A 6,801-nucleotide genomic window follows, 5' to 3' on the forward strand; every position below is an offset into this window, starting at 1 on the left:
CCGCCGTTGCATCCGCCGTCCGTGACGTCCGAGGAAGTGGCCGCTCCCGCCACCGGTTCCTCGGACGTCGCGCGTGAGGGCGACGCCGTCGTCACCCGCGGTCTCGGCAAGCGCTTCCGCGGCGGCCAGTTCGCCGTCCGCGACCTGGCACTCGACGTCCCGCGGGGCAGCGTGTTCGGGTTCCTCGGACCCAACGGTTCGGGCAAGACCACGACCATCCGCATGCTGCTCGGGCTGGCGACCCCGACGACCGGAGAGATCCAGGTGCTCGGCCGGTCGATGCCGCGTCACGCCGCGTCGGTGCTGCCGAAGGTGGGCGCGCTGATCGAGGGGCCGGCCGGCTACCCGTGGCTGCGCGGCGCCGAGATGCTCGCCAGGCTCGACGCCGCCGACCCCACCGCCGACCCGCGCACCAGGACCGCACGCGTCGCCGCCGCGCTCGACCGGGTCGGCCTCGGCGCGGCGGCGCGCAAGAAGTACCGCGCGTACTCCCTCGGCATGCGGCAGCGGCTGTGCCTCGCGGGCGCGCTGCTGCAGCCCCGCGAGCTGCTCGTGCTCGACGAGCCCACGAACGGACTCGACCCGCAGGGCACCAGGGAGATCAGGTCGCTCATCCGCGAGCTCGCCACCGAGGGCGTGACGGTCATGCTGTCGTCGCACCTGCTGGCCGAGGTCGAGCAGGTGTGCACCGACGTCGCGGTGCTGAACCGCGGACGGCTGGTCCTCCAGGGCACGGTCGACGACCTGCGCACACGCAGTGGCGTCCGGCTCGCCGTGACCACGCCCGACACCGAGCTCGCGGCGAAGGCGATGCGCGAGCTCGGGCTGACCGACGTCGTGTCCGACCGGTCGTCGGTCACCGCCGATCCCGGCGACGTGCCCGTCGAGGAGGCGTGCGCGGCGCTCGTCCGGGCCGGCGTCCGCGTCCGGGAGCTCACCCAGCTGCGGCCCTCGCTCGAGGACTCGTTCGTCCAGCTCACGGGGGAGGGCTTCGATGTCCGTGAGTGAGACCCGGATCGAGTCGCCGCGCCCGGCGCGCGAGAGCCTGCGCCCGCACGCCGGCGGGCTGTTCCTCGCCGAGCTGCGCCTCACCTTCCGGCGGTTGCGCACCGTCGCGCTGCTCGCCGGCTTCGCGGCGGTGCCGATCCTGCTCGGCGTCGTGATCCGCATCGCGAGCGAGCCGGGTGAGGCCGGCGAAGGTCCCAACCTCATCGGCAACGTCGCGCAGAACGGCGTCTTCCTCGTCTTCGTCTCGCTGTTCTTCCTGCTCCCGCTGTTCCTGCCGGTGGGGGTCGCGGTCATCGCCGGCGACAGCCTCGCCGGCGAGGCGCACCTCGGCACGTTGCGCTATCTCCTCGTCGCACCGGCCGGTCGGGTGCGCCTGTTGGCCGCGAAACTGGTCGCGGTGCTGGCGTTCTGCGTGGCCGCGGCCTTCACCGTCTTCGCCGTCGCGACGATCGTGGGACTCGTCCTGTTCCCCCGAGGTGACGTGCCGCTGCTGACCGGCACCACGATCTCGTACGCCGACGGCGTCGGCCGCGGCCTCCTCGTCGCCGGCTACGTCGCCCTGAGCCTCACCGGCATCGGGGCGATCGGCGTGTTCGCGTCGACGCTGACCGAGGCGCCGCTTGGCGCGATGGCCGTCACCGTGGCGGTGCCGCTGGCGAGCCAGATCCTCGACGTCGTCCCGCAGCTCGCGGTCATCGGGCCGTACCTGCCGACGCACCACTGGATGTCGCTCGCCGACCTGCTCCGCGACCCGATCCACACCCCGAACCTCGTGGCCGGTCTGGTGCTGCAGCTGGTCTACGTGCTGGTGTTCTCGTCCGCGGCCTACGCGAGGATGACGACCCGCGACGTCGCGTAGGCCGGCTCGCGCTCCTGGCAGCACGTGAGGGGCACCCTCACCGCGTCCTGGCACGGTGAGGGTGCCCCTCACGGGTGTGCCTCAGGTGCCGCCCTTGGTCTGGTCGTTGGGGAAGAACATCTCGTTCGCGGACTTCGGGGTCTTCTTGGTCATGCCGACCTTCTGCATGAAGGTCGCGTACGTCATGAAGCCCTGCGGCTTGGTCGAGAAGGTGAGGTCGTCGGAACTGATCTCGGCCTTGGTCTTCTCGACGTCCGTGCCGGTGCTCTTCTCGGCGACGAGGATCTTCGCCGCGGCGTCGGGGTCGGACTCCAACGTCTCGACCGAGTCGGCGACGGCCTGGCGCAGAGCGTCGACGACCTCCTTGTTCGACTTCTCGAAGCTCTCGGTCACGTAGACGCTGTTGAACGTGTGCTCACCGAAGACGTCGTAGCTGCCGACGAGCTTGCGCGCGCCCGCTGCCTTCTCCTGGCCCTGGAACGGGGGCGAGGTGAGGTGCGCCGCGACCTGCCCACTCGCCAGCGACTGCAGGCCTTCGGGGTGGCCCATCGCGACGATCTGCGAGTCGAGCGCCTTGGGGTCGCCGAGTTCCTTCTCCGCCGCCTTGCGCAGGACCACCGCCTGGATCGAGTCCGGGCCGGGCATGGCGATCTTGCCCTTGCCCTTCAGGTCGGCGAGCGTCTTGATCTTCGGGTCCTTGACCATCAGGTGCAGGTTGGCGTCGTCGAGCGCCGTGACGATCTTCCACGGCACGCCCTGGGTGTGCCCGACGATGAACGGGCCGATGCCTCCCGCGCCGACCTGGATCTCGCCGGACAGGATGCCGTCACGGATGGCGGAGCCGGAGTTGAGCACCTTCCAGGTGAACTCCACGTCAGGGAACTTCTTCTCCAGCACCTTGTCCTGCTTCGCGAGGAGCAGCGGCGCGTAGCCGAGGCCTGGCTGGTAGGCGATCGTGACCGAGTCCGTGGGCCCGTCGCCGCCGCCACCGCCGACGGCGCCGTCGCCGCAACCGCTGACGGCCGCGCAGAGCGCCAGCGTCGCCACGGCGACGCTCGCCTGCATGATTCGCCGCACTGACATGTGCATGTCCTTCCGTTCGGTGGTACGGATTCCCCGGTACCCCGTGGTCAGGTCGCCTTCATGCCCCACCGCACGACGGTGCGCCGCTCGATGAGGGTGAAGATCAGGTCGAACGCGATCCCGATGAGCATGATCGTGACGAGGCCGGCGAAGACCTCCGGGGTACGGAGGAAGTACCTGGCATCGTTGATGAAGAAGCCGAGCCCGCCCTTGCCGCCGGCGACGCCGAAGACCAGCTCGGCCGCGATGATGGTGCGCCAGCCGTACGCCCACGCGGTCTTCAGGCCGCTGACGATGTGCGGGAGTGCCGCGGGGATCAGCACGTCGGCGACGATGCGGATGCCGCGCAGACCGATGTTCCTGCTGACCGCGAGGATCGTCGGGTTGACCGTGCGGAACCCCATGCTGACGTTGATGGCGATCGGCCAGGTGACGGCGTTGGCGATCACGAACACGAGAGCCGTGGAGTTGAGACCGAACCACAGCATCGCCAGCGGCAGGATCGCGATCGCCGGCAACGGGTTGATCATCGAGGTGAGCAGCACGAGCACGTCCTCGCCGAGGCGCGACCACGTCGCGAGAGTGGTGAGGACGGTGGCGACGGCGATGCCGATCGCCATGCCGAGGAACAGCACCTTCAACGTCGTCAGCGTCGACCCCGCGATACCGCCGCCCACCCAGCCCTCGACGAGGGCGCGCGCGACCTCGATCGGGCTGGACATGATGAGCGGGTTGACCCCGGAGAAGCTGACGTAGGCCTGCCAGATCGCCAGCAGGGCGATCAGGATCGCCACCCGGCGGGGGACGACGGGGAGGCTTCCCCAGCCCTTGCGCCCGGCCGACTGCCGCCGGCCGGGTGTCGCCGGCGTGGAATGCGTCAGGATACGGCTCATCTGCGCCGTCCTCTCACTCGAAGGCGACGTTCTGGAGCTCGCTCGCGTCGTCCGCGAGCAGTGAGCGCAGGTGCTGCAGGGCGTCGGTGAAGTCGGGGTGCGCGGGGTCGGCGAGGCCGGAGACGTCGACGATCTCGAGCACGGTCGACGGCGCCTTGTCGAGAACGACGACGCGATGGCCGAGGTAGATCGCCTCCTGGATGCTGTGAGTGACGAAGAGGATCGTCACCTTCGTACGCTCCGCGACATCGTTGAGCTCGCGCTGCAGGCGTGCGCGCGTCTGCGCGTCGAGCGAGCCGAACGGCTCGTCCATCAGCAGCATCAACGGTTCGAGCGCCATCGCCCTGGCGATCGCGACGCGCTGCTTCATGCCACCGGAGAGCTGGTGCGGGTATCGGTCAGCGGCGGCGGTCAGGCCCATCAGCTCGAGGTACTGCACGGCGAGCCTGTTCGCCTCCGCCTTGTCCTTGCCGTTGACCCGCAACGGATAGGCGAGGTTGTCGGTGACCGTGCGCCACGGGAAGAGCTGGTCGAACTCCTGGAACACGACGGCGCGGTCGGGGCCGGGTGTGAGGGTCTGCCTGCCCACGACGCGGATGTCGCCGCCCAGCGGTTCGATGAACCCCGCGACGGCCTTGAGCAGCGTCGACTTCCCGCAGCCCGACGGGCCCAGCAGGATGATCGTCTCCCCAGCCGACACCTCGAAGCTCACGTCGTGGACGGCGACGTGAGTCTTGCCCTTGACCGGGTAGCCGATCTGGACGTGCTCGACGGTCAGCAAGGGTTCCCCCGCGTGTGCGACCTGGTTGCTGCCCTGCACAGGGTCCACTGCGGCCTCCGCTACATCGCGTGTCGTCCTCTGGGTAGAGGTCATACCTTCACTTCGTACCACTCTGATACCTCGTACACAAGACATCGACTTCCCAAACTATTCCGACCATCTTTATCGAGAAATGATCGTTACCACACCTGCCGTCAGGACGAGGGCCAGGGTCACCGCACGGAACGCTTTCGCCGGCAGTCGGGGGCCGAGCGTCGTGCCGGCGATGTTCGCGAGCACGGCCGGCAGCAACGACACCGCGACGAGCGGGCCGAGGCGGAAAGCGGAGACACCGCCGACGGCGACCGCGACGAGCCCGACGAGGTTGGATGCCACGATGTAGACGGCGAGCTCGCCGATGAACGGACGCGCCGGCAGCCGGGCGTGCGAGAGCAGCAACGCGGGCAGCACGCCGTTCAGTGCCGTCGTCGCGCCGAGCGTGCCACCGGCCGCGCCGGCGACGAGGCACGACACCGGTCCCGCGCCGACCTTCGGGCCGCGCGGGACGATCGACGCGATCGCGAGCGTGATGACGAGCACGCCCGCCGCCGTCTCGAGCAGGTCGAGGTCGACCTCGACGAGCAACGCCGTGCCGATGGCGTAGCCGGGCACGCTCCCCGCGATCAGGAACGCCGACCGCCTGCTGACCTCCCTGCGGAAGCGCCAGGCCGCGGTGCCGCGCGTGATCGTGCCGAGGATCAGGTTGAGCACGACGATTGTGGGCAGCGGGAGGCCCACCGCGAGCAGCAGCGGAGTCGAGACGAGCCCGTAGCCGAAGCCGGTGATCCCGCCGAGCAGTGCCGCCAACGTCACCACGGACACGGCGGCGAGCAGCTGTGCGGGTTCCATCGCCCGACAGTCTGTGCCCCGCCGCGGTGGTCAGACCACAGTTCACCCGCGTGAGCAGTCTCACACGACGCCCGACCGTCAGTCGTCGGCGCCGCGGGCGGCGAGGGCCTCGCCGAGCGCGTCGGCACGGCGCAGCGAACGGACCAGCAGCGGCACCGCGAACGCACGAGGGCTGGCGGTGAGGCCCCGCGCGCGTTGCGCGTCGCGCACCTGTCCGGCCGTCTCCACCACCATCGGGATCGCGCGGATACTCAGCGCCAGCAACAGTCCGAGCCGTTGCGGGTCGACCCCGACGACGCGCAGCGGCCGGGCCAGGCGCACGACGACGTCGAGCAGGTCGGACGTCCTCGTCGTCACCGTGACGAGCGCGGCCGCGAGCACGAGCGTGACGAGCTGCCCGGTCACCACGACGGCCCGCTCCCATCCGCTCGCCAGCAGCTGGAAGGCGCCGATGGCGGCGACCACCCAGAGCACCGGCCGGACCTGGGCGCCCATCGTGCGCAGGTCGAGCCGGGCCACGAGGTAGCCGGCCGAGACCACCGCGAGTGCCGGGCCGACCTGCCACCAGCGTTGCATCCACAGCACGCCGACGCCCACGCCGACGAGCGCGAGGAGCTTGACGCCGGCGGGAAGGCGGTGCAGGGGCGACCGCCGGGCGACGTAGAGCCCGATCATCGCATCAGCCGTTCGTAGCGCGCGACGGCTTCACGCGGGGTGGTGTCGTGCACCAGGCGACCCTCGTCGAAGACGAGTACCCGGTCGTAGTCGTCCAGCACGGTGAGGTCGTGTGTGACGAGCACGACCTGCTGGGGCAGCTCCCGCAGGTACGCGAGCACCATCCGCGTGTTGCGCAGGTCGAGGAGGGTGGTCGGCTCGTCGCACACCAGGATCGACGGTTCGAGCACCAGGACCGACGCGAGCGCGAGCAGTTGCTTCTGGCCGCCGGAGAGCAGGTGCGCGGGGTGGTCGGCGTGGTCGGCGAGGCCGAACAGCGCGAGCGACTTGTCGACCTTGGCGTGCACGTCCTCGCGTGGCAGCTTCGACCGGCGCAGGCCGAACGCGACGTCCTCGGCCACGGTCGGCATGACGATCTGCGCGTCGGGGTCGGTGAAGCAGAACCCCACCTTGCGGCGCACCGCGCGGCCGTTCTTCGCCGTGTCGAGCCCGTCGACCCGGACGCGACCCCGCGTCGGGACGACGAGCCCGTTGAGGAGCCTGGCGAACGTCGACTTGCCCGAGCCGTTGGCGCCGATCAGCCCCACGCGGTGCTCGGCGAGAGCAACGGACAC

The 6,801-nt window shown here is 70.3% G+C and carries 8 protein-coding genes; 2 read left to right on the forward strand and 6 right to left on the reverse strand.

What is annotated here, in order from left to right; translation table 11 throughout:
• Positions 1 to 21: 21 nt before the first annotated feature.
• Complete coding sequence (locus GEV10_22050; GenBank protein ID MQA81132.1) at positions 22 to 1,008, forward strand: ATP-binding cassette domain-containing protein; 987 nt, start codon at positions 22 to 24, stop codon at positions 1,006 to 1,008.
• Positions 995 to 1,867 carry an ABC transporter permease subunit gene (locus tag GEV10_22055; protein MQA81133.1) on the forward strand — a complete coding sequence of 291 codons (873 nt, stop codon included), beginning with the start codon at positions 995 to 997 and terminating at the stop codon, positions 1,865 to 1,867. Before GEV10_22050 ends, GEV10_22055 begins: the two co-directional genes overlap by 14 nt.
• Positions 1,868 to 1,948: 81 nt before the next feature.
• Here GEV10_22055 and GEV10_22060 read toward each other — a convergent pair whose 3' ends face one another.
• The 6 genes from GEV10_22060 to GEV10_22085 form a co-directional block, all read right to left on the reverse strand.
• Positions 1,949 to 2,956, reverse strand: coding sequence for a hypothetical protein (locus tag GEV10_22060; protein ID MQA81134.1), 1,008 nt, complete (start codon positions 2,954 to 2,956; stop codon positions 1,949 to 1,951).
• Positions 2,957 to 2,997: 41 nt separating this feature from the next.
• Positions 2,998 to 3,843, reverse strand: a complete 846-nt coding sequence (locus tag GEV10_22065) for an ABC transporter permease subunit (GenBank protein MQA81135.1) — start codon at positions 3,841 to 3,843, stop codon at positions 2,998 to 3,000.
• Between the two features lie 13 nt (positions 3,844 to 3,856).
• On the reverse strand, positions 3,857 to 4,717 hold the full coding sequence (locus GEV10_22070) for an ATP-binding cassette domain-containing protein (GenBank protein MQA81136.1): 861 nt from the start codon (positions 4,715 to 4,717) through the stop codon (positions 3,857 to 3,859).
• Positions 4,718 to 4,786: 69 nt separating this feature from the next.
• Positions 4,787 to 5,512, reverse strand: coding sequence for a TSUP family transporter (locus GEV10_22075; GenBank protein MQA81137.1), 726 nt, complete (start codon positions 5,510 to 5,512; stop codon positions 4,787 to 4,789).
• A 78-nt stretch (positions 5,513 to 5,590) separates the two neighbouring features.
• Positions 5,591 to 6,187 (reverse strand): energy-coupling factor transporter transmembrane protein EcfT, encoded by a 597-nt coding sequence (locus GEV10_22080; protein MQA81138.1) that lies wholly within the window; start codon positions 6,185 to 6,187, stop codon positions 5,591 to 5,593.
• On the reverse strand, positions 6,184 to 6,801 hold a 618-nt coding region (locus GEV10_22085; GenBank protein ID MQA81139.1), incomplete at its 5' end, for an ATP-binding cassette domain-containing protein. The genes GEV10_22080 and GEV10_22085, both read right to left, overlap by 4 nt.

It is taken from the genome of Streptosporangiales bacterium, assembly GCA_009379955.1.
Lineage (GTDB): Bacteria > Actinomycetota > Actinomycetes > Streptosporangiales > WHST01 > WHST01.